This is a genomic window from Shewanella sp. WE21 (genome assembly GCF_002966515.1).
GTDB classification, from domain to species: domain Bacteria; phylum Pseudomonadota; class Gammaproteobacteria; order Enterobacterales; family Shewanellaceae; genus Shewanella; species Shewanella oncorhynchi.
Genome location: NZ_CP023019.1, coordinates 4149982 through 4170503, shown reverse-complemented (window position 1 = coordinate 4170503; position 20522 = coordinate 4149982). Strand labels below are relative to the sequence as shown.

Genomic DNA, 20522 nt, shown 5'->3' with positions numbered 1-20522 from the left:
GACAAAAATGATGAACACTAGCTATTGGCTTAATACAAACTCGGCTAAAGCCTTTGCTTCAGTTTCACTCAAACCTGTCATCGGCGGCATAGGTATTGCACCCCACCTTCCACTCCCACCGTTCTTAATATTCTCAGCAACAATTTTTTTAGCATCTAGCACAGATTTATACTTTGCTGCGACCTCATTATAACCAGGCCCCACCACTTTATGGTCCAGACCGTGACAAGAAAGACAAGAGTTGTCCTTTAATAAAGCTTGCACATTTACTGGACCACTGCTCTTTACCTCCTCCACTTCTTTAGACGCTTCAATGATATTCTCATCAGTCACTTTCGCTGAACCATAAGCAACTGATAAATACGCACCTAAACTATTAATTTGTTGCTCATTTATTGGAGCGCCATAGTTTTGATGCATCTTATGCATTTCAGCCGTCCATTGCGTTTGATTCATGCCAGGAGGCTGATAACTAATATAGTTCGACGAGTGACAAATATTGCACTTCTGTTCAGCAATGATGTAACCAGGTAATGTCGAAAACTTTAAAGTCGAGGTATCTGCTGGTAACTTAATCATTACTGGCTCTGCAATTGAAGCACTATTGAACACTACAGAAACAAAACCTAATATAATTAATACATTATTACTCATTATATTCTCCTTAAGCGATACGCACATGCGTATGTTCAATAGCATTACGCAGATAACCATTAGGGTCCCAAGTCGCTTTTATTGGTTGAGTTTCACCTTTATGACTAACCGCCCGAACCATCAACTGAATTCGTCCCTTTTTCTCAAAGGTTACTGCAATCATCCAACCTCGAAAAGAGAATCGTCCTAGGTCATCACTTAATATTGTCTGCAGCCAATGCTCACCACCATCAATAGAGACTTCTACGCTTTTGATGCCAGAACCTCCATCAAAAGCAATACCTTTAAGTTCTGTCTTCTTACCAACCATCAATGTGTCACCAGATTTGACATTAGTAATAAAACTGCGTACTGAAAGTTGAGTTATAGAACGGGTCTTTTCCGGAACACTATTTAGCTCAACGCATCCACAATCATTATCAGGAATACGATAGGCATGTGTCATAAAATACGCATTAAAGCCATTAAAAATATGATCAATCACTTCAATCTCGGAGAGATGTTTAACCCAATAGGTAGCATAATAGCCTGGTACAATTAATTTTATTGGATAGCCATTTAAGAACGGTAACGGCTCCCCGTTCATCTCCCAAACAATCATAGGCTCACCAGTCATAACGTGATCATAGTCCAGTGCCTTACGAAAGTCAGGAGTAGTATCAAGTACTGGTTTATCTAAACCATTAAAAGTGACTTGCTTAGCCCCATTTTTAACTCCAGCTAACTCAAGTACTTTTTTAAGAGGAATACCTTTAAATTTGGCATTACCCATAGCACCGTTACCAAGCTGGGCACCAAATACGCGTGGCGATGAGTAACCTCGACTATTACCAGCACATTGCTGCACTGCAACAATTTCTATAACTCCATCCATTTCCTTCAGCTCAGCAAGTGTAAGAGCTAACTGTTTATTCACCAACCCTTTGATATTAATTGTATATGTATCAGGATCAATAGAAGTAGGGATATCAGCAAGATGATAACGAACAAAGAAATTTTCATTCGGAGTGATTAGCCCGTTATCAAAAACTTTCATTTGAGTTTCAAGATGTGGGGGACGCGAATGCACCAAAATCATATCGTCCTTACCGGGAAAATCATTCACGATTGGGCGCGAACCATCAGCAAATGTTACTCCATCACCATCAGCGAATTTAATAACTGATTCCGCCAATGCAGCTATCGGGGTCGCGGCTATTGTTGCAACACTGGCGTTGCGCAAAAATTGACGGCGAGACTTTGATACTATTCTATTTATATTACTCATTAATAAATTTCCTTAGAAATAATTAGCAACACACTTATTAAGCCATTGTGATTAGCTTTTTCTTGATACGATATGTACAGTTCTCGTGGGATTATTAAAAATATTTCCCCCTTTAATACCTTTCATCGTCCCAATTGCTGCAATAAACCAAGCACAAATTAAGCCGAAAAATAGAAAAATAGCAGCCCATTCGAATACAGTAGATCCTGTATGTCTAGCAAGCTGTGTTGTGCCTGTAACACATGTACCTACAGGGAAAGTAAATGCCCACCATGTCATTGCAAAAGGCATTTTTTTGCGTAGCGCTCTCAATGTAAGTAGACTTGCTAAGATTGACCAAAATAGTGCAAAACCCCAGATTGGGACACCATAAATAATAGCCATATTATTTAAGCTTGAAGCTATTGGTTCATCAACCACAAATAATGCAACAGATCCAAGAGCCCCAACAGCGGTTATCGACTGCCCAAGTGGCCCTAAAACGATCCATAAAGTTGGCACCCGAGCACCACCAGAACTTCCTGAATGAGCTAAACGACTCCAGATCATGGTGATAATAATTAATGCACAAAACAGGCTAATGCCAAACATTGCATAACAGCCATATAATAGCGTTTGTTGCAGAGTAATACTTTCCACATAAGGAATTAACATAGCACCAATAGCAGCCGAGACCATAGGTGGGACAATAGGCATAAGCCAACCGCCAAAAGCAGCATCACCACGTACTTCATACTGAGTAAAATGGCGATAAGGAATGATAATTGCTGTTAACAAACCGCTAATAGTACCTAGTACCCAGAGTATCCAAGCAATCGTTTTCGCAGTATCTTGTGCAAAAATATGCTGCCCCAGTAAGATAGTCCCTCCAGCTATTGTTAATAATGCCATCGGGAGAGCACCAAAGAATTGTGCCATAACAGGATCATTAAATTGGCGTTTTATTATCTGTGGTTTAATGATGGTCTGAATAATCTTAATGGCTAACAAAATCAATAGCATAGATGATGCTAACAGCCATATAACCAACGCTATGTTGGTTAATTGTGTGCCATACAATGGCAAACCTACAGCTGCATTAGCAATAATACCCGTACCCATTACTGAGGCAAACCAATTTGGACCGATCTCCTTGCTAAATTCGACTTGAGTGTCTATTGACATTTATTTTACCTATAGCGAAATATTCAAATTTATTTTACTCTAATTCAGAGCCGTTACAATTTAGTCCAGCTCAGTAACTTAAACAATTATAAAAATAGTTTTATTTAATGGTAATTACGTAAATAATGTAAAAAAAATTTGAAGTCATAGTCATGCTAGGTATTGCTCTATTGCTTAAATCACTCTCAGGCGAACCCATCTCCACCTTATGTTACTGTGCTAATTGACCCTCTGACGGATAGGCATACCTAGCCTTATGACTTTGTTCATCATCTTTACACTTGCCAATGCCTCGCCACCCGAAACAATCTGAAGCCGCACAAGATGCTTTTAAAAACTTCCGGATGGCAACAATCCTTATACGCTTGGGCATGTTGCACTCGATCGCATCGATGTTTGGTTTCAAGATGAAGCCCGATTTGGCCAACAGAATACAACCACCCGTATTTTGGCCAAAAAACGCACTCGTTCACGGGCTGTCCCTATTTATATCCGCCAACAGGCGCTACACAAGCCATTATTGCCCCACATGCCAATCGCGAATATGTTAACGAACATTTAAAGCTGATCTCAACCGCGACGACATTCGGACGCCACGCATTGTTCATCATGGACGAGCTGGCTGGCCTCAACAAGATTTGACCGAAGACTTTAATAATATCACGCTTCTCCAGTTGCCCCATTATTTACCGTAGTTGAATCCGATAGAGCGGTATGGTTTTTGAACGGCAGGTTTAAATAACTGCGTCAAAATATGCTGGCCAATCGTTTGTTTTAGTGGCTATGACGACATCGTCGAGCTGTGTTCAATCGCGTGGAATACTTTCATTGAGAAGAAAGTAAAAGTGATAGAATTGTGTATTAGACAATGGGCAATTATGACCAGTTAATTAATCTGAACTCGATGTATGGACTCCACCAACCTACAGTCGTAAGTTGGTGTCGACCAAAACAAAAGGAGTCCATACATGAGTAAGCCTACAATAATATCTCTCGACCTTGCAAAAAAAGTCATTCAAGTTTGTAAAGTGAATCCATATGGTGAGTTGTTATTCAATAAAGCCATGTCACCACAAAAAACGAAAAAACTTCTTGCCAACTATCCTCCTTGTGTCGTTGCTATGGAAGGCTGTGCTAGCTTTCACTACTGGGCTCGAGTCGCACAATCATTTGGACATGAAGTCAGAGGGATGGCACCTAAAAAAGTAAAACCCTATATCAGCAATCAAAAAACAGACGCTAATGATGCTATCGGCATTGCCATCGCATCAACACAGTTAGGAATGACTTTCTGCCAGGTTAAAGACCTATCACAACAGAACATTCAAGCGATTCAAATCAGCAGAAAATGGTTCGACCGAACAATCACATCACTGGGTAACCACATACGAGCGTTGTGTTTTGAATATGGAGCTATCATCACGTTAGGTAAAAAGTCATTAAGGCAAGCCATCCTCACTTTATTTCGCCAGAATCAACAGACTTACCTGAGCAAATCAAACCATTGCTCATGATTTTATGGCAACAATATCAAACAACAGAAGAGCACTACAAAGCGGTAAAGTTACAGTTAAAGCAGTGGGTCACTCAATCAGAACCTTGTAAACGCTTGATGAAACTCGAAGGCGTTAGTCATATTGGTGCAGCCGGTTTACTGGCTTGCTTAGGTGACGGTCAAAGTTTTAAGAATGGCCGGCATGCGGCTGTCTTCGTTGGTGTTACCCCTAAAGGTTGTTATGATTGGAATAAATAAGCATGGTGGCGATAAATACCTGCGTTCAATCCTCTATCAAGGCGCACTCTCTGTTATATCAAGGCTGCCAGTAGAGGGAAAAACCTATAAACAGCAATGGCTTATCAATTTAGTCAGGCGAGTGGGTATAAAACGTGCTTGTGTCGCGTTAATCAATAAAACCGTTCGCACCGCATGGGCATTGCTCAATTACAGAACCGAATATAACAGTCAGACCATATAGAGTATTGTTTTAGAAAGAGTTTTATAAAAAGTTCAGCAAAATGCATTAACAAATAGGTAAGACCAACCTTCTGAAAACCTGTTTATCCCGACAGCGTTAATAACGCTACAATCTCGATAAGGACAGAGGGTGCGAATAGATCATTGGTTAGAAGATAGCTTCTTCAATAAAAAACCGTATATACGTGCGCATCTAATCTTTTTGTCAAAGCAATGACTAAACAGGTGGAGTCCATATACGGGATAAGAAATGTTGAACTAATAGCCCTGCAAGTGATCGGATCTTTCGACCAAGAGAAACCCCATCACACCGGAGGGCCTATGCATAAATTAGTGGAAGTGTTTTGCGATGCCGATGATTTTTCGCTGTTTTCATTCCAGAATGGGAAAAAACGCTGTTAACCGATAGTGCACGCAAGCGTCAACGCGCTGGCCGTATGACGATGAGCGAAGTGATGACCATCATCATACTTTTTCAGATGTCCCACCACCGTGATTTCAAGAACTTCTACATCGGCTATCTGGCTCATTTCTACAAATCTGCTTTTCCTAATTTACTCAGCTATACCCGCTTTCTTGAGGTGATGCCCACTGCTTTAGTGCCGCTTTGCCAGCCTCAAGAGTGACCCACTGGCATCGAATTTGTCGATTCAACCAGCATCAAAGTGTGTCATAACCTACATATTCATCGCCATAAAACCTTGGCGGGGGTGGCGTGCAGAGGTAAAGGCACTATGGGGTGGTTCTATGGCTTTAAACTGCATTTGATTGTGAATCATCAAGGCGGAATAGTGGCGGCCAAAATGACCCCAGCGAATGTACATGACACAAAACCGGTGAATGAGATGGTGCACAGTGACATGAATAAACTCTATGCAGATAAAGGGTATATCAGTAAAGCGCTGTCCAGTTAATTGCTGGAGGAAGGCGTAAAGTTGGTGACGAACGTGCGTAAGAATATGAAAGCGAAGGCGATGTCGTTGTGGGATAGAGTGATGCTGTCGAGACGTTTCATCATAGAAACCATCAACGACCCGTTAAAAAATATCCCTCAAATAGAGCACTCAAGACATCGCAGTGTGCATGGTTTTATGCTCAATATGATTGCGGGACTCATCGCCTATCAATTGAAAGACAATAAGCCACAACTGAACCTCACTAACGGGGAGTTTAATGCTATTGCAGTTATGGCTCGTTAAACCGATCTCAGGTTGATTAGTCTAATTGGTATTATTCAAGATTAAAATTTTACTGTCGAAAGGATCGAAAAGAAAGGCAATGACCTCCGGTCAAAAGAGAGTTTGGGTCACCAAGTGGTCACTTGTTGGTCACGGTCACGAAGTGAGAAATAGGAATATTGGATGGATAAAATCAAAAAGCCCATGCAGTTTAATAGCATGGGCTTCATTAATGTTGGCGGAGCGGACGGGACTCGAACCCGCGACCCCCGGCGTGACAGGCCGGTATTCTAACCAACTGAACTACCGCTCCAAATTCTTCCATATCCAAATATTTGACGGGTATCTAACCCACTAACCCCAGCGTGACAGGCCGCTGATGTTAAAACGATAGTCTAACCAACTGAACTACCGCTCCAAATTTTTCCATATCCAAATATCTAACGAGTATCTAACCCACTAAACACAACATGACAGGCCGATGATATTAAAACAGAACGATAATTCAACACACTTATCAAGGCTCTGCTTAAGATGCGAAGAATAATACGGTTGAGCCCTGCAGGCGTCAACCGTTTTTTTACTTCGATTTATCATTTGATTAAAAAAAAGCCAAATCAATTGCAGACCTTGATTTATATCCCAAATATCGCTGCAACGTTCCAGTTCAAAGTCATAAATCAAACACATTAAGCAACGCTTGGCTAACGGTCTTTATCTGCCTCATCTGGCATAGTGAGATCGATTTCATCTAATGAAGGTGCTGCGGGTGGATTTGCAGATGCTTCATTCAATAAACGTAACTCCGCGGCAGCTAAGGCCTGCGCCAAACTTTGGCGCTTACGCCACACAATTAATCCCACCACGCCTAAGACTAATAAGATAGCGTTGACTGTAATGATCCAGAACATTGCATCTTTCTTCGCAAGCTCTTCTTCCTCTGCCGCTTTTTGTGCAGCAACAGCAGCCAACTCTTCGGCACTTGGTGGTGGTTCTGGTGGTTCAATTAAGTTAAAGAAAAGCTCAGGTAAATCCAGCACGATTTCACGACCAGTGACAGTCGTCGTAGCCACAAAACCTTTAATTCGATAACTACCAAACTCTGTCACTGTGGGTAAATCTAATTCAGAGTCAGGCTCAGTGAGACTATTAACAACCAAAGGCAGTTGCAAGCCAGCAGGGCCGACTAACTCAAAGGAAAAATGCGTCTCAGCCAGCTGCAACACTGTCTTATCCACGTGTAACATGACTTTCCATTGCCCTGTTAGCGGATCGTCAGGGGTAATAACTTCTAGATTAATTGGCCGAGGTGACAATTTAAACGGGAATGAAACCTGCCGTTCAAACACATTATTACGTGCCTGCACGACAAACTCATAATCACCCCAAGGCTGCTTTATATTGATATTGCTGGTAAATACACCATCGTCGGGTTTTTCATCGTAATCTTCACCATTGTCTTTATAAGAACCAACAATAATGTCACCCGCGGCAAAGTTTTCATCGCCCGCCTTATGTTTACTCACAAAATGTGCAGTCCATTCGACTAAATAATCTAACCCAGGCATACGCACACGCTGCTCGTCACCCATTAACTGCGCGACAATTTTAACTTGTTCACCTTGGAAGATTGGCTGTGGTAAAGGCTGGACTTCGATTTCGAGTTTAGAGAGCTTCTTAAGGGTTGAACCTGAGACGACCTTGCCCACCAACTGCCAAGGGCCGGGCTGTGGTGACTCAATGTAAATAATATCGCCCGTTATACCATCAACCCACTTAACGGTTGCTGGATGACGATTGGCGTACCATTTACTGCCATCGGGTAACACTATGACCACAGGCGCAGAGCCATATTCACGCTCCACTAATAAGGTCATGTTATCGACCATATGATCAATACGAAAACGGTTTTTAAGCTCGGAAGCCGTCTCCAATCCTACAATCGGCGTAGCCTTAGGTGGCTTGACGACTTTTTTGGCGGGATCTAGGTCAGCGGCCAATACACTCGCCACACTTAATAACAGCGTAGTGGCAAGCAGGCAAAAAGCTAAAATGGGTTTATGGCGCGACATCGGCATAGTAATTCTTCTATCCTCTCCAGAGGCATTTACCTGATTTTGCGACTAAATCAAGGCGTTGTTCATGCATTGTCAGTTCATCGGCCGATGCGCCAATCACTTTAAGATTAAGTGATTGTGGATCAAAACGTTGAATCCCCCCCGCTTCCTGCCCCGCTTCTTCGTTAGACAAATTAAACTTTGTCTGCCCGCCGGTCATGATCAGATAAACATCGGCGAGGATCTCGGCATCGAGTAAAGCGCCGTGGTACTCGCGGCGAGACGTATCCACGCCATAACGCTTACAGAGGGCATCAAGGTTGTTTTTCTGGCCGGGATGTAAAAACTTAGCAATCTCTAAGGTATCGAGGATCTGACAAATATCAGCGGTTTTCGGCCCACGTGGCTGCAACAATGAAAACTCATGATCCATGAAGCTCACGTCGAAGTTTGCGTTATGGGCGACGATTTCAGCGCCGTCGATAAAGTTGATAAACTCTTGAGCAATGTGATGGAAACGCGGCTCTTTGGAAACGCGCTCATCGGTAATACCGTGAACGGCGATGGCTTCGGGATCGATTGCTTGACCTGGATTGATATATTGGTGGTAATAACGCCCCGTCAAACGGCGGTTTACTACTTCTACACAACCTATCTCGATGATCCTATGGCCTAAATAGATGGCGCCACTGCCCTGGTTCATACCTGTGGTTTCGGTATCCAAAATAACCTGACGGCTAGCGTTAGAGATAATATTCATGTTTTTATGCGCTTCTTATGACAATTTTTAGTTATACTCGGCCGAAATTCCCGGCTATGGTAACAATTTGATGACTGAACTAAAACTGATCCACATCTTCACCGACGGCTCTTGCTTAGGCAATCCCGGTCCTGGCGGCTATGGCATTGTAATGAATTATAAAGGCCATACAAAGGAGATGTCCGACGGTTTTGCGCTCACGACCAATAATCGCATGGAATTGTTAGCCCCAATCATAGCGTTAGAAAGCTTGAAAGAGCCTTGCCAAGTCGTGCTCACCAGCGACAGCCAATATATGCGCCAAGGCATAATGACATGGATCCATGGCTGGAAGAAAAAAGGTTGGATGACATCAAACCGTACCCCAGTCAAAAACGTTGACCTATGGAAACGATTAGATAAAGCCTCACAGATGCACACTATCGACTGGCAATGGGTTAAAGGTCACGCAGGACACGCCGAAAACGAACGTTGCGATGTATTAGCTCGCACCGCGGCAGAATCTAAACCGACCCAACCCGATTTAGGCTACCAGCCTTAACTCTGTGCCACTCAGTGTAAACTCGCTAAGTGCGAAAAAGTAAGTTCAATGCAATCACGCCTAAGTTAAGCACTTGGGCGTGACGATTTATTTCACTATTCATCTCAGTGCCAGCCCACCGTTAACATTTATGCTCACTATTTATGAGCCATTGCTATCAAACGGTTTATTTCAGTTCCACACCTGCAATATTAAAAAAATTCTCACAAAACAGCACAAAAGCTTGACCTAGGGATGTCGCCTGACGGCTCTTATGGGTGATGCGATAAAACTGCCGCTCCAGCACTAATCCCTCAATCGTGACTAACGCCAACTCTTTACGACTGATTTCTTTCTCCAGCGCCAACTCAGATAACACCCCAAGCCCAGCACCTTGTTTCACTGCCAATTTAATCGCATCCGGCGTAGTAAAGCAGAATTTAGCCTCTGGCTGCATATCCAACTCATTGGCGGCATTTACAAAATATTCACGAGTGCCCGATCCTTCCTCACGTAGCACCCAAGACAGGCCTTTAACCGCCGCAGGTTTAACCACTTTCCCCGCCAGAGGATGCGCCGGATGACAAAACACCAGCAGCCTATCCTTATGCCATGCCTCGACACTCAAACGATTGTCAGTGCAATGGCCTTCAATAAAACCCATTTCAGAGCGGAACTGAGCAACCGCTTGGATCACATCTTGAGTATTTGTGATCGCCACATCCACATGGGTTTGAGTGTGCTGCTGACAAAATGCCACTGCGGCTTTCGCCATCAGATAGTTACCTATGGTCGAACTGGCACTGATACTTAAGCGCCCAACCAAATCGCCACCATGGTAGGTAAATGCCTGCTCAATTTGCTCAACACGGTGCAATAAATCCGTCGCCAGTGGCAACAGTAAATTGCCCTGCGAGTTCAGCTGTAATCGATTACCAATGCGCTCGAATAGGCGGGCATTGAGCTGTTTTTCTAACTCAGCCAAAGCCATAGAAGTGGCAGGTGGTGATAAATTAACCTGCTCCGCCGCCTTTGCGACTTGGCCGCTACGTGCCACAGCTTCAAATACCGCCAATTGTCTTAAGGTGATCCGCATATTAAAACCTGTACTTAAAAAGGAAATGGCTTATCAGTTTTCCGAATGCTCTGATAAATGCCCTGAACGTCCCGCGGTCGGTGCCGTGGTCCAATTCGTTTGCCGCACCTTACGTTTATCGCGAATAGGCGTGAGTGGCGACTCGAGTTTACGCGCCACAATCAAATACAAACTGCCCGCGCTAGGAAGCCATGACGCTAAACTCTGTTGAAAAAATCTACCTTGGGTAAACTCGCCCATTAATGGGTGATAGACCAAACGCTCATCGCCCACCACTTGATAACCTAATAAACCTAACCAATCTCGCACCCTTGATGGCATAAAAAAGCGGCCATTCCATGGGAGACAATCCTGATACTTAGGCCATAACTTACCCAAAAATACTGGACTCAAGGGATTAAATCCGACGATAAAAAGATAGCCTCCGGCGATGAGTACCCGATCGGTTTCACGAAGAATACGGTAAGGATCGGGTTCAAATTCGAGCAATAGACTCATCACCACCGCATCTATCGCCGCATTCTGCAGGGGTAAATGACAAAAATCGCCTTCAATCGAGGCGCCTTTGGATGGCGAGAGTGAAAAATGATGGGCGACTGGCGATGCCATGCTCGACAATTCGGCACTCAAAGGCCCTAACTTTAATAAATGATAACCAAAGACTCTTGGCCACCAATCTTCAAGCTGTTTAGCGACGGCTTGCTGTAGTGCCTCACCATTGGGTAGGTCACTCCATTGTTCGGGCTTGAGCTCAGTACTAAAATGCGACACAGAGTTCCTCCGTTAGTTGGGTAGACAAGTATCCAATTGGGTCAAAGATGACCAACATTCTGCCACAGGGCAAAAGCGGCAAAGGTCGCCAAGGGCCATTCACTCATGGATAATACCTTTATCTTCAAATTGAAATACAGACATAGGCGGTTCTATGCTCACTATAACAGCGATCAAAGCCTTTAATGACAATTATATCTGGGTGTTACAGCAACAACCCCATACTCAGGTTTATGTTGTCGATCCCGGCGATGCAAGTGTGGTCATTGACTACCTGCAAGCCAATCAACTCACGCTAGCGGGTATTTTACTGACCCACCACCACAATGACCATACGGGTGGCGTAGCAGCGCTTCAAGCCTATAGTCATAATAGACTCAGGGTTTATGGCCCAGATAATGAGAAGATCGAAGGCATCACACATCCACTGCACGCAAAATCCAAGCCCAAATTCACGCTGGAGTATCTCAGCGCTGATCTGCAAGTCTTAGATGTACCAGGCCACACAGCAGGACATATAGCCTACGTTGTTGAAGATGCCTTATTTTGCGGTGACACCCTGTTTAGCGGCGGCTGCGGACGCTTATTTGAAGGTACGCCAGCGCAAATGCTCAACTCACTACAGCAACTTGCCCAGCTTCCCGCGGACACTCGGGTTTATTGTGCACATGAATACACACTTTCAAACCTCAAATTTGCCCTCGCGGTCAATCCCAACAATCGCGAGCTCCAAGACTATAACGAACGCGCGATGCAGTTACGTCGCCAAGACAAAGCGACTGTTCCCTCCACCATCGCTTTAGAGCGTGCCATCAATCCTTTTTTACGCCCTAGCGACACTGAAATTGTCGATAACATAAAACAGCATTTTAGCGGTCTAAATCACGCAAATTTAGACGAACTCAGCGGTTTTACCTTACTCAGACAGTGGAAAGATAATTTTTGATCACAAAAGCAATATTATAGATTGAAATTCAAACAGTTTTTCTCATTTTTGATGATGTAAGTCAAAAATAGCCTTACATTATGTACGATAATTAAGGGACAAGATCGAAAAGATCCCATAGAATGGCTCGTTTTGCGTGAAAACTTTGCGCGCTGCGTCGTCTTTATCTTCATATAAAACATACTGTTACTATAAAGAAAAGCGATGCACTAACAGAGGACTACCGTTTTCAATGAGAGTATCACTTTATGTTGTTGTAGGGGGATTTGCCCTACTCACAGGCTGTCAAACATTAGACAACCATGGCGTTAACCAAACAGAAGTTGAAGCCGTCACAACCGAAAATACAGTCCCAGAATATTACCTCGCAACCGAGGCTCCATCGGCGCAAATTACCGATGTGTGGGAGCGAATTCGTCAAGGCATGCAGTTACCGGTTCCAGATCAAAAATTGGTGAATCAATACCGTGATTGGTACATCAAAAATCCGCAGCATCTGGCGATCATCTCGGAACGCGCTGCACCTTATATGTACATGATTGTAGAAGAACTTGAAAAGCGTCATCTTCCTATTGAGATAGCTTTGTTACCCATAATTGAAAGTGCCTTTGATCCTTCCGCATCATCGACTGGCGCGGCATCGGGTCTGTGGCAATTTACCACACCTATGGCCAGTCATTTCGGTTTAGAAATGAACTGGTGGTATGACGGTCGCCGTGATGTCCCCGCATCAACGACTGCGGCGCTCGATATGCTGGAATACCTCTACGATAAAACCAATAACAATTGGCTTTATGCTATTGCTGCCTATAACTCGGGTGAATCACGGGTACTCAATGCAATCAAACGTAACGAGAAAAAAGGCTTAAAAACGGATTTTTGGTCATTGGATTTGCCCAGAGAGACGGAGCGCTATGTGCCGCAACTGCTCGCACTGGCAGAAGTCATTAAACACGCTGATGAATATGGTATTTCTTTAGCGCCAATCGACAACAATCCCACTATTGAAGTGGTTGATATTGATAGCCAAATTGATTTAGCCATGGCGGCAGGTTTTGCCAATATGACCACGCTTGAGTTACAAAAACTCAACCCAGGTTATAACCGCTGGGCTACATCGCCACTTGGTCCGCACACCTTAGTGCTACCAATTGATAAATCGGAAGAATTTAAAAAGGCGCTCGCTGAAACAGAAACCGAAGATAGGATCAGCTGGTTACGTTACACGATCAAATCTGGCGATAGCATTGGCAAGATTGCTACGCAGCACCATACGACCGTTGCCGCTATTCGCGCCGCCAACGGCATGAAAAGCAACACGATCGTCGCAGGCAAGCATTTGATTATTCCTGTCGATGCGCAAGACAAGCAACTTTATGCCCTGTCAACTAAGCAGCAATTGCCGAAAAAATCACATGCTGCAGTTGAATCAACAAAAATTGCTTATCAGGTTAAGTCAGGAGACACACTCTCAGAAATAGCCCAAGCCCATAAAGTGACGGTGAAACAACTCAGCACTTGGAACAAATTGGCTAAGAATAGCAAGCTACAAAACGGTCAGAAGTTAGTGATCTTAGCACCAAAGGAGCTTGAGCAAACCGCACAAATTCGTACTGTCAGCTACAAGGTAAAATCCGGTGATTCACTTGCCCGTATCGCCAATAAATTTAACGTAACTGTTGCCGAGCTACTCGAGTGGAATAGCCTAGCGCAATCACAGTATTTACAACCAGGCCAAGTGATCAAATTAGTGGTTGATGAAACTAAGTTGAGTGCGTAAGGACTACACTGGCACATAGTTCGAACGGATTAGTGCTATAAATCCTAAGCAAAATTGAGCCATAGATAGTAAAGAATCCGCCTTCTTAGAAGGCGGCTTTGACTTGCCCCTGGAAGGGGCTATTCCAAAAACTACATCATCTGCAACGACAATTGAGCCTCATGTTCCTGATCTTGTTTATCTTGATGGCGCACATATCGTCTAATGATTTCTTCATTAACACCTACTGTATCTACAAAATAACCTCTGGCCCAAAAGCTATTGCCCCATAGCTTTTTACGTACATGAGGGAATTTATTGAATAGCCTTATCGCACTTCTTCCTTTCAATACTCCCATCAGCGTTGATACTGACAGCTTCGGCGGGATTATGACTACCAAGTGAACGTGGTCTATCTGAACGTTTAATTCTAAAACCTCACAACCCTTCATATTGCAAAGGATATAAATTGACCTGTATAACTCCTTACCAAGGTTTCCTTTTAAAATTTTAAAACGGTACTTCGGAGTCCAAACAATATGATATTTGCAACGCCAATAAACATGTGATGAACTTCTATAATCGCCCATGCTTTTCGTTTCCTCTTACTTGTGGTGAATAAGAAGTCTCTTTTAGCATGGGCGTAATTCAGGCTATAGCCTCAAGGAACAATCACCACCGCCAGAGGCGGTGGTTTTGGGATGACAACAAAAAGGCAGCAACCCTATCGGATTGCTGCCTTTTTCTATTACGGGCTTTCTCTATTATGAGAGGCGGCGTTATTCCATCGTCAGTAATAAGACAACGGGCGCCATAACAACGGCATCAGACTCTAATGCTTTAGCGGCAAAATGCGCTTCTAAGCGAGCACCATCTGCAGGTATTCCTGCAAATGCTTTGGGCGGAATACTAAATGAAGTCGTGATCACTTTCCCTGCCGCCAATTGGCTATCACGTAATGCTTGGGTAAACATCATATCATCCGACCAAGCCCACAGACGTTTGCCCTCCTGCGTTATCAACCACAAATCCGCCGTCATCCCAGAGTTATAACGTAGGCCGACAGCATAGGTTTGTGGATTTGTCACTGTCAATGTCGCCTTAACCGGCTGCTTAAAATCAATAAAAGGTTCTAAAGTTAATTCGCCACGAAGCAAGCCTTGTGCCTTTTCTGCCATCACAGGTTCAGCCTTTAATGTCGGAGTGCTTTTAAGCCCAGAAACATCGAGCGCCAGATCGGCAGCGCGAATAATCTCAGGCTGAACGGCCGCGGCTGTTGTAGTCTCACCCTTGGTTGACTGACTCGTGTCAGCGGCTTCAGGCGCCGAGCACCCAACAAGTTGCCCGCCGACAAAAGCACTCGCGCAAACAAGTAATGCGTAACGCGTAGAAACAACCATTAGAAACCGCCTAGTTTTTTCAATAAGGAGTCTTTTAATTTTTCCTTAGCTTTGTCGGTTTCTTCCTTAAGCTGATTATTCAGTAAGGCTTTAGTATCCAAAGCATATTCAGGTTTTTGGAAAGTGCCTGTAATCGCCAACGGAATATCAACTCCTGCCAGCGCATCTTTGTCGCTACCACCCTGACCCTTCAATGAATTCACTAAGCTAGCGGTTAGTCTGTAGTCCAAGGCTTCAGTCAATAAATTCGCAGTGCCTTTACCATCCAAACGCAGTAAAGGCGAAGACAAGGCAAGATCTGGATTCGTGGCAACGCCATTATCCAACGAAAAACTGCCCGTCAGACTCGAAAAGTCAGTTTTGCGCTCCGCCTTCGTTTCTGGCGATAAGTCGCCCTTTAACTTAGCTTGGGCGCTACGGATCATCTGTGGAATATTTACCCCGTACAGAGCACCGTCATTAATATCAAAATGACCATTCGCTAACAGGTTTTTCTTTAACTGCTCAGGGATCAAACTCTTACCTTTCCCCTTCACATCAAAGTTGGCTGTACCCGCCAGTAAATCCACATCCGCCGCATCTTTGAGCAAAGGACGAATTTGTACGCCCGTCACTTTTTTATCAAATTGATAACTCGCCACCGCTTGACGAGCATCAACCTGAGCGCTCACCAGCAACTGACCTTGATATAAATCCGCATTCAGTTTCGTCAAATCTAACACGCCATTTTTAATGCCCACATCCATTAACCAATTTTGAGTCGACAGATTCGCGACCTTAATAGACTTAACAGTCAACTTGAGTTTTACATCAAGCTGCTTAAGGGCTGAGAGATCAGGCTCAACTGCCTGAGTGTTTGCTGCTGGCGCTTGTTCAGCGGTGGCCGCAGCCTCTGTTTTTGGTAGCAGTGTATCTAAATCAATATCACCAACTTGAAAATCAGCATTAATTTGTGGGATTTTCGTACCATAATTAACACCCACTTTACCCGCAGCGGTAATGCTCGCCGCGGTAAGCTGCGCAATATCGACGGACAATTGCTGTTTATCAAGGGCGATTTGAGTTGCTAAGCTGACAGATGTTTCGAGTTTCTTGTTCGGAATACTCTCACCTTCCACCACAGTATCAATTTTCAGCCCATTGATAACGAGTTGTTTAAAGTCTCGACTGAGTTTTAGTTCACCTTTAGCTTCGCTACTTATCGTCATATCCGGCATAGTTGCACTGAATTCAAAGGCGATAGGCGCAAATTTATCTAAAGAGAACTCACCTAGGGTGAAGCTACTTAAGGTAAAGACTTGAGTCTGCTTATTAGCTTCGTCAATCATATTAATTTGGGTATTGGTGATAGAAATGCCACCAATATTAATGTCGTTAAGTTTGGCATTCGATGAAGATTCGGCGGCAGCTGGAGACGCAGTTTTTGGGCGATTATCGCCACTCAACCCATCGAAACTGCTAGTGCCATTTTTACGGGTGACTAAATTGATCGTTGCGCCATCGAGACTCAATTCTGCAATTTCAATTTTCTGACTAAACAACGGCATGAGCGCCACTTCAGCAACGGCTTTTTTGACTTCTAACATAGCCTTAGGCGTAAAACCTTCAGGGTTAGATAAAGACACCCCTCCTAAATTAATACCTATGACAGGGAAAAATGTCCAAGATAAATCGTCAGTAATGACTAATTCACGACCCGTTTGTTTTTTTACGGCATCGACTATTTCAGGTTTAAAATCATTAGGGTCGAAAAAGACGGTGAGATAAACGGTGACTAAAAGAATGAGCGTCACCATTAAGGCTAAGAGCCACTTAATGAATTTCATATAAATATCCTTATCAAAAAAAACTTGAATTTATAGCAACTAATGCATTTAGAAATGTTAATTTAAAAATGCAAAGTTCAACATTTCATCACTTACTGCAATACCATTTTCATCGGCATAGAGCATCATACCGGGCTTAACCGTCACGCCCCCCATATCGACAGCCACATTAATTTGGCCTTGACCTAACTTTTCGGTTTTTATCGGCATAGCCCCTAAAGCAAAGACACCTAAGCTGAAAGTATTTAATCTCGCCACATCGCGAACACAACCATTAATCACTATCCCTTGCCAACCATTATCTAAGGCGCTCTGCGCTATGAGGTCACCTAACAATGCGCGGCGCAGAGAACCGCCGCCATCGACAACGAGCACTTTTCCATGCCCATCCTGTGAAAGTATCTCTTTTACCTTTGAATTATCCTCAAAGCACTTTACTGTGACTATCTCGCCCCAGCAGAGCCGTTTACCACCAAAGGGTTTAAATGCAAGGGGAAGTAACTGTAATTTAGACGGATAGTGGTCGAATAAATCTGGTAGTAGATCAAGCATTTGAATCTCCATGATAGTCTATAACTTTAGACTACTCATAATTGTAGACCCCGACAAGGTCAAAGCAAAAATCAGCGGAATTTTTTATTTCATTTTAACGTGCAAAGGCTTGGTGTATATTGGCATAAGCATTATAATCTGCGATAGTTAACGTCCTATGACACTCTTTAAAGTTTCATAAATTTGTTCCCACACCTCTTTGTTATAAAGCGAAAACCAAATGACAACTGATCTTGATTTACAGAGCGCAATCGCAGCTCTTGATGAGTATGGATATGATAAGAAAGTCTCAACGGATCTTGAGCAAGCACGTAACAAGCAACAAATGGGTAAATATATTAAATCTCTCGACTATAGTTTACGTCGATTATTGATATTACAAGAAACCGTTAATGAGTTAGTTGAAGAAAAGAAACATCAATTAGCTCAGCAAGAGAATATTCAAACCTACAAAACAAAAATCATTAACTTGTCGAGAGAATTTAACATTTCTTACAATGAAGTATTAGCGCTGATGGCATCATCTAAATCTAAGAAGTAAATTTATCGCCATTGTGCTCTATCACCTCGCAGTTAAATTGTTTGATTAACATCTGCATATGCCATATAACGAAATATATACTTTTTCGGTTATATGGCAGAATTTTCGGCTTTTCATTATTCGCACAGTGTTAACGATTTCATTTCATAAGTAACAATGCCAACTTATGTTAAGCTCACACTATACCTGTCTAGCGATTTGGCATAAAAAAGCAGAGCCTAAGCTCTGCTGATTTATATCAATATGCGAACTTATTTGCTCTGCATTAATTGGCGAATATATTTCACTGGTGCACTACCATAACTCAAGAATGTTTCGTGGAAAGTTTTAAGGTCAAAATCTTTACCTTGCGATTTTTTGTATTCTTCACGGAAATCATAGATTTCTCGATAACCTGAATAGTAACTCGTCAGTTGCACTTGACTAAGTGTCGCACGGCGCCACTTGCCTTCGGCTTCAGCTTGCTGTTGGAAGGCTTCATTCATCATCAGGGCAATAGCTTGGTCTTCGGTCATGCCTTTCACATGAATGCTGTAATCCAAAATCGTGTTACAGATAACACGTAAATTCCACTTGTAGTACATCAACCACATTTCAGGCTCAAAATTGCCATAGCCTTCTTCTAACATCATACGCTCGGTATAAACCGCCCAACCTTCAACCATAGCGCCATTGCCAAATAAACTTTTCACTAAACTCGGAGATTGATTAGAATAAACGAGTTGAGTGTAGTGCCCTGGGATGGCTTCATGAATATTGAGGATTTGCAGGATCCAGTGATTATATTCACGTAAGTAACTCTCGGCAGACTCATCACTCATGCCATCGAGCGGCGTCACGTTATAATAAGTATTGCCTGACTTCTCATAGGGTCCAGGTGCACTAATTGATGCACCGGCATAACCACGCATATATTCGGGCGTTTCACGGACAACGAGTGGTTTTTTAGGATCTAATGTGACTAGTTTTTTCTTATTTACAAATTCAATCAGCTCTGGAATTTGCTTACGCACTTCATTCACGAATTCATCACGCTGAACATGCTGAGTCGATAATTTATCGATTAATTGGCGAATGGCGAGCTTACTGTCAGCAGGCTTTGGCGTAGTAAAATATTTAGGCCATAACTTATCGGTAATTTTGGCCATTTCTCCTTGAACACGATCTTTATCGGCTACGGCTTTTTGATATAGCTGTTTCGCCGTCATCCCCGCTTGGATATCAAAGGCAAATTTTTGCTCATATAACGCCTCGCCAATTCTAAAACTACGTGCTCCATCTTTTTTAAGTTGAACCACTAATTTGTCTAACCAAGCGATATGGCCGTTAATCGCGGCAGTTGCTGCATCGAAACGCGTTTTAAATAACGCTTTTTCCGCATCAGTCAGACCAGAGTCGGCGACCTGTTTTAATAAGTCATCGGAAAAAACTGAAAATGCACCTTGATTCTGCAGCACAGCTAACTCAGTGTGCTCCAATGTTGGTTTGCTAATGTTCGCCTGCGCGGCAGCATAATAAGCTGGCACATTTTCTAAACGCGCTAATACCGAACGTAATCTGTCATCTAATGGAGCGAAATTTTCATTGATGATTTGGGCAAAACCGCCCGATACGTTGTAGCTTGAAGGATCCCACTGCCAGGATTTAAAACTGTCAATTTCCCATGCCATGCTACCGAGTAAATTGTCGATCAGATGGTAATCAATCAGTTCATTCGGCGTTAGCGACTTTTGCTCGAACTGAGTCAATTGCGCTTGTTGAGCTTTCACAAACGCTAAGGTCTTTGCGCGACCTGCTGCATCGGGGATTTCAAGGTAACCATCGTTAACATGCTTGCCACTGTATAAGGCCCAAGTCGGTGACAATTCCCACAATGAATCAATAAAGGAAGCTGAAAATTGCTCAAATGAGTGGGCTTTAACTTCAGGTGCAACCACGGGCGCGGTTTGACTCGTATGGGATTGACAACCAGCAAGGCTGGCCAGCGATAGCACTATCGCAAGGGAAATAGCGTTTTTTTTCATTATTATGGGTCCTTTGTTGAGATTTATCAGGC

19 protein-coding genes, 1 tRNA gene and 2 pseudogenes are annotated in these 20522 nt (G+C 43.3%); 9 read left to right on the top strand and 13 right to left on the bottom strand.

What is annotated here, in order from left to right; genetic code table 11:
* Positions 1-21: 21 nt before the first annotated feature.
* The 3 genes from CKQ84_RS18660 to CKQ84_RS18650 are packed head-to-tail and all read right to left on the bottom strand — an operon-like array spanning position 22 to position 3085.
* Entirely contained in the window at positions 22-654 is a 633-nt protein-coding gene (locus CKQ84_RS18660) for a c-type cytochrome (RefSeq protein ID WP_105252342.1), read from the bottom strand.
* A gap of 10 nt (positions 655-664) precedes the next feature.
* On the bottom strand, positions 665-1921 hold the full coding sequence (locus tag CKQ84_RS18655) for a molybdopterin-dependent oxidoreductase (protein ID WP_105252341.1): 1257 nt from the start codon (positions 1919-1921) through the stop codon (positions 665-667).
* Between the two features lie 51 nt (positions 1922-1972).
* Positions 1973-3085, bottom strand: coding sequence for a TDT family transporter (locus CKQ84_RS18650; RefSeq protein WP_105252340.1), 1113 nt, complete (start codon positions 3083-3085; stop codon positions 1973-1975).
* Positions 3086-3378: 293 nt separating this feature from the next.
* Between CKQ84_RS18650 and CKQ84_RS18645 the strand changes: the two are divergent.
* The 5 genes and pseudogenes from CKQ84_RS18645 to CKQ84_RS18635 all read left to right on the top strand — a co-directional run.
* Positions 3379-3975, top strand: a pseudogene (locus CKQ84_RS18645) (IS630 family transposase); the annotation flags it as partial.
* A 78-nt stretch (positions 3976-4053) separates the two neighbouring features.
* Entirely contained in the window at positions 4054-4599 is a 546-nt protein-coding gene (locus CKQ84_RS23940) for a transposase (protein ID WP_216822563.1), read from the top strand.
* Positions 4596-4838: a transposase gene (locus CKQ84_RS23935; protein ID WP_216822562.1), complete on the top strand. Its 243-nt coding sequence runs from the start codon at positions 4596-4598 to the stop codon at positions 4836-4838. Before CKQ84_RS23940 ends, CKQ84_RS23935 begins: the two co-directional genes overlap by 4 nt.
* The gene (locus tag CKQ84_RS23930) at positions 4822-5061 is read left to right on the top strand and encodes a hypothetical protein (protein WP_216822561.1); all 240 of its coding nucleotides are present in this window, start codon (positions 4822-4824) and stop codon (positions 5059-5061) included. The genes CKQ84_RS23935 and CKQ84_RS23930 overlap by 17 nt, the downstream gene beginning before the upstream one ends.
* Before the next feature lie 320 nt (positions 5062-5381).
* Positions 5382-6259, top strand: a pseudogene (locus CKQ84_RS18635) (IS982 family transposase).
* A 215-nt stretch (positions 6260-6474) separates the two neighbouring features.
* Here the strand turns inward: CKQ84_RS18635 and CKQ84_RS18630 are convergent.
* The 3 genes from CKQ84_RS18630 to dnaQ form a co-directional block, all read right to left on the bottom strand.
* A tRNA-Asp gene (locus CKQ84_RS18630) sits at positions 6475-6551 on the bottom strand.
* A gap of 391 nt (positions 6552-6942) precedes the next feature.
* Positions 6943-8316 (bottom strand): TIGR03503 family protein, encoded by a 1374-nt coding sequence (locus tag CKQ84_RS18625; RefSeq protein ID WP_105252339.1) that lies wholly within the window; start codon positions 8314-8316, stop codon positions 6943-6945.
* 10 nt (positions 8317-8326) lie between these two features.
* Complete coding sequence (gene dnaQ, locus CKQ84_RS18620) at positions 8327-9055, bottom strand: DNA polymerase III subunit epsilon (RefSeq protein ID WP_105252338.1); 729 nt, start codon at positions 9053-9055, stop codon at positions 8327-8329.
* Positions 9056-9125: 70 nt separating this feature from the next.
* On the opposite strand from dnaQ, the gene rnhA reads away from it, so the two are divergent.
* Entirely contained in the window at positions 9126-9596 is a 471-nt protein-coding gene (rnhA, locus tag CKQ84_RS18615; RefSeq protein ID WP_006081489.1) for a ribonuclease HI, read from the top strand.
* Positions 9597-9762: 166 nt separating this feature from the next.
* On the opposite strand, the gene CKQ84_RS18610 is transcribed toward rnhA, so the two are convergent.
* On the bottom strand, positions 9763-10671 hold the full coding sequence (locus tag CKQ84_RS18610; RefSeq protein WP_105252337.1) for a LysR substrate-binding domain-containing protein: 909 nt from the start codon (positions 10669-10671) through the stop codon (positions 9763-9765).
* Positions 10672-10704: 33 nt separating this feature from the next.
* On the bottom strand, positions 10705-11442 hold the full coding sequence (locus CKQ84_RS18605) for a class I SAM-dependent methyltransferase (protein WP_105252336.1): 738 nt from the start codon (positions 11440-11442) through the stop codon (positions 10705-10707).
* Between the two features lie 154 nt (positions 11443-11596).
* Here CKQ84_RS18605 and gloB point away from each other — a divergent pair, with 154 nt between their 5' ends.
* A complete protein-coding gene (gene gloB, locus CKQ84_RS18600; RefSeq protein ID WP_105252335.1) occupies positions 11597-12388 on the top strand; it encodes a hydroxyacylglutathione hydrolase in 792 nt (263 codons plus the stop codon).
* Between the two features lie 232 nt (positions 12389-12620).
* The gene (locus tag CKQ84_RS18595; protein WP_028760089.1) at positions 12621-14168 is read left to right on the top strand and encodes a LysM peptidoglycan-binding domain-containing protein; all 1548 of its coding nucleotides are present in this window, start codon (positions 12621-12623) and stop codon (positions 14166-14168) included.
* A 131-nt stretch (positions 14169-14299) separates the two neighbouring features.
* Here CKQ84_RS18595 and tnpA read toward each other — a convergent pair whose 3' ends face one another.
* The 4 genes from tnpA to CKQ84_RS18575 form a co-directional block, all read right to left on the bottom strand.
* Positions 14300-14737, bottom strand: coding sequence for an IS200/IS605-like element ISSod23 family transposase (tnpA, locus tag CKQ84_RS18590; RefSeq protein WP_012088248.1), 438 nt, complete (start codon positions 14735-14737; stop codon positions 14300-14302).
* A gap of 189 nt (positions 14738-14926) precedes the next feature.
* On the bottom strand, positions 14927-15547 hold the full coding sequence (locus CKQ84_RS18585; RefSeq protein WP_105252334.1) for a BsuPI-related putative proteinase inhibitor: 621 nt from the start codon (positions 15545-15547) through the stop codon (positions 14927-14929).
* Positions 15547-17373 carry an AsmA family protein gene (locus CKQ84_RS18580; protein ID WP_105252333.1) on the bottom strand — a complete coding sequence of 609 codons (1827 nt, stop codon included), beginning with the start codon at positions 17371-17373 and terminating at the stop codon, positions 15547-15549. The genes CKQ84_RS18585 and CKQ84_RS18580 overlap by 1 nt, the downstream gene beginning before the upstream one ends.
* A 57-nt stretch (positions 17374-17430) precedes the next feature.
* Positions 17431-17925: a putative 4-hydroxy-4-methyl-2-oxoglutarate aldolase gene (locus CKQ84_RS18575; RefSeq protein ID WP_105252332.1), complete on the bottom strand. Its 495-nt coding sequence runs from the start codon at positions 17923-17925 to the stop codon at positions 17431-17433.
* A 220-nt stretch (positions 17926-18145) separates the two neighbouring features.
* On the opposite strand from CKQ84_RS18575, the gene CKQ84_RS18570 reads away from it, so the two are divergent.
* Complete coding sequence (locus CKQ84_RS18570) at positions 18146-18466, top strand: hypothetical protein (RefSeq protein WP_105252331.1); 321 nt, start codon at positions 18146-18148, stop codon at positions 18464-18466.
* A 251-nt stretch (positions 18467-18717) separates the two neighbouring features.
* Here CKQ84_RS18570 and CKQ84_RS18565 read toward each other — a convergent pair whose 3' ends face one another.
* Positions 18718-20490 (bottom strand): DUF885 domain-containing protein, encoded by a 1773-nt coding sequence (locus CKQ84_RS18565; RefSeq protein ID WP_105252330.1) that lies wholly within the window; start codon positions 20488-20490, stop codon positions 18718-18720.
* Positions 20491-20522 lie beyond the last annotated feature (32 nt).

Excerpts from the sequence above, each read along its gene's own strand:
- CKQ84_RS18660 (WP_105252342.1), bottom strand. The coding sequence starts at position 654 with ATGAGTAATAATGTATTAATTATATTAGGTTTTGTTTCTGTAGTGTTC.
- CKQ84_RS18655 (WP_105252341.1), bottom strand. The coding sequence starts at position 1,921 with ATGAGTAATATAAATAGAATAGTATCAAAGTCTCGCCGTCAATTTTTG.
- CKQ84_RS18650 (WP_105252340.1), bottom strand. The coding sequence starts at position 3,085 with ATGTCAATAGACACTCAAGTCGAATTTAGCAAGGAGATCGGTCCAAAT.
- CKQ84_RS23940 (WP_216822563.1), top strand. The coding sequence starts at position 4,054 with ATGAGTAAGCCTACAATAATATCTCTCGACCTTGCAAAAAAAGTCATT.
- CKQ84_RS23935 (WP_216822562.1), top strand. The coding sequence starts at position 4,596 with ATGATTTTATGGCAACAATATCAAACAACAGAAGAGCACTACAAAGCG.
- CKQ84_RS23930 (WP_216822561.1), top strand. The coding sequence starts at position 4,822 with ATGATTGGAATAAATAAGCATGGTGGCGATAAATACCTGCGTTCAATC.
- CKQ84_RS18625 (WP_105252339.1), bottom strand. The coding sequence starts at position 8,316 with ATGCCGATGTCGCGCCATAAACCCATTTTAGCTTTTTGCCTGCTTGCC.
- dnaQ (WP_105252338.1), bottom strand. The coding sequence starts at position 9,055 with ATGAATATTATCTCTAACGCTAGCCGTCAGGTTATTTTGGATACCGAA.
- rnhA (WP_006081489.1), top strand. The coding sequence starts at position 9,126 with ATGACTGAACTAAAACTGATCCACATCTTCACCGACGGCTCTTGCTTA.
- CKQ84_RS18610 (WP_105252337.1), bottom strand. The coding sequence starts at position 10,671 with ATGCGGATCACCTTAAGACAATTGGCGGTATTTGAAGCTGTGGCACGT.
- gloB (WP_105252335.1), top strand. The coding sequence starts at position 11,597 with ATGCTCACTATAACAGCGATCAAAGCCTTTAATGACAATTATATCTGG.
- CKQ84_RS18595 (WP_028760089.1), top strand. The coding sequence starts at position 12,621 with ATGAGAGTATCACTTTATGTTGTTGTAGGGGGATTTGCCCTACTCACA.
- tnpA (WP_012088248.1), bottom strand. The coding sequence starts at position 14,737 with ATGGGCGATTATAGAAGTTCATCACATGTTTATTGGCGTTGCAAATAT.
- CKQ84_RS18585 (WP_105252334.1), bottom strand. The coding sequence starts at position 15,547 with ATGGTTGTTTCTACGCGTTACGCATTACTTGTTTGCGCGAGTGCTTTT.
- CKQ84_RS18580 (WP_105252333.1), bottom strand. The coding sequence starts at position 17,373 with ATGAAATTCATTAAGTGGCTCTTAGCCTTAATGGTGACGCTCATTCTT.
- CKQ84_RS18575 (WP_105252332.1), bottom strand. The coding sequence starts at position 17,925 with ATGCTTGATCTACTACCAGATTTATTCGACCACTATCCGTCTAAATTA.
- CKQ84_RS18570 (WP_105252331.1), top strand. The coding sequence starts at position 18,146 with ATGACAACTGATCTTGATTTACAGAGCGCAATCGCAGCTCTTGATGAG.
- CKQ84_RS18565 (WP_105252330.1), bottom strand. The coding sequence starts at position 20,490 with ATGAAAAAAAACGCTATTTCCCTTGCGATAGTGCTATCGCTGGCCAGC.